Origin of the sequence: Wolbachia endosymbiont of Glossina morsitans morsitans (assembly GCF_000689175.1) — a bacterium.
Taxonomy (GTDB): Bacteria; Pseudomonadota; Alphaproteobacteria; order Rickettsiales; family Anaplasmataceae; genus Wolbachia; species Wolbachia pipientis.
This window is the reverse complement of the sequence record NZ_AWUH01000178.1, coordinates 1-1781: the sequence shown is the minus strand read 5'-3', so window position 1 is coordinate 1781 and position 1781 is coordinate 1. Positions and strand designations below refer to the sequence as shown.

Here is a 1781-nt window from a genome sequence, read left to right as displayed (position 1 = left end):
TAGTTTCGCTAATTAAGTATAGTGGGCCATAAATGAACAACATAAGAAATTTTGCAATAATAGCGCATATAGACCACGGTAAGTCAACGCTTGCTGACCGTTTAATAGAGGAATGTAACGGCCTTGAAGCAAGAGAAATGATCAATCAAATACTCGATTCAATGGATATAGAGCGTGAACGTGGCATTACAATTAAAGCACAGACGGTAAAACTTAATTATACGGCAAACGACGGTAATCAATATTGCCTAAATCTCATGGACACCCCAGGTCACGTTGACTTTTCTTACGAGGTAAGTCGAAGCTTAGCCGCATGTGAAGGTTCACTTTTAGTGGTGGATAGTAGCCAGGGCGTTGAAGCACAAACCCTTGCAAATGTATATAAAGCTATTGACAACAACCATGAAATAATAGTTGTGCTCAATAAAGTTGATCTTCCTGCTGCAGATCCAGAAGGGGTAAAACTCCAGGTTGAGGAAATAATCGGTATTGATGCAAGTGAGTCAGTTTTAATATCAGCAAAAACTGGACTTGGAATAAAAGATGTACTGGAAGCAATAGTAGCAAAACTTCCAGCTCCTCAAGGTGATGTAAATGCTCCATTGCAAGCAATTTTGGTTGATAGTTGGTATGACACTTACTTAGGAGTAGTAATTTTAGTGCGAGTTAAAAATGGAGTGCTAAAAAAGGCATGAAAATTGTTATGATGTCTAATAATGCTACATATCAGATAGATAATATCGGTATTTTCACCCCTAAAAAAGTTATGACGAGTGAGCTTTCAGCGGGTGAAGTTGGTTTTATAACTGCTTCAATGAAGGAAGTAGCAGACTGCAAGGTAGGAGACACTATCACTGAGGAAAAGAGACCTTGTAGTGAAGCACTTCCTGGATTTAAAGAAGTGCATCCTGTGGTATTTTGTAGCATTTTCCCTCACAAAACGGATGATTTTAAATATCTAAGGGAAGCTCTAGAGAAGTTACATTTAAATGATGCAAGTTTTACCTTCGAAGCTGAAACTTCAAATGCACTAGGCTATGGATTTCGTTGCGGTTTTTTGGGAATGTTGCATCTTGAAGTTATTCAAGAAAGGCTCGAGAGAGAATTTGATTTAGACCTAACAGCAACTGCACCGAGTGTTATATATAGGGTTACAACACGAAGTGGTGAAATTTTGAATATTCATAACCCAAGTGATATGCCAGATCCAACGAAAATTGAAATTGTGGAAGAACCATGGATTACCGCAACCATAATGGTCCCTGACCAATACTTGGGAGAGATTCTATCTCTATGTGAAGAAAGGAGGGGAGAACAGGAGGATTTATCTTACATTGGTAACACAACAACAGCATTGTTAAGATATAAATTACCACTGTCTGAAGTTGTTTTGACTTTTATGATCGATTAAAATCAATTTCCAAAGGATATGCAAGTTTGGATTGGGAAATTTCCAGCTATCTGGTAAGCCAAATAGATAAATTAAGCTTTTTAATTAGTGGAGAGCCCGTAGATGCACTGGCTTGTATCGTTCACAAAAGTAGGGCAGAAAAAAGAGGGCGTGAAATATGCGCACGCTTGAAGGATCTAATACCACGTCAGCAATACAAAATCGCGATTCAAGCGGCAGTGGGCGGAAAAATTATTGCCAGAGAAACGATTAACCCATACAGAAAAGATGTAACAGCTAAACTCTATGGTGGAGATGTAACGCGAAGAATGAAACTACTTGAAAAGCAAAAGAAGGGTAAAAAAAGGTTACATTCTATAGGGAACGTAAA

The 1781-nt window shown here is 38.3% G+C and carries 1 pseudogene; it reads left to right on the top strand.

The features are described 5' to 3' along the window. Window positions 1-32: 32 nt before the first annotated feature. Window positions 33-1781: pseudogene (lepA, locus tag WGMM_RS04635) on the top strand (translation elongation factor 4); the annotation flags it as partial.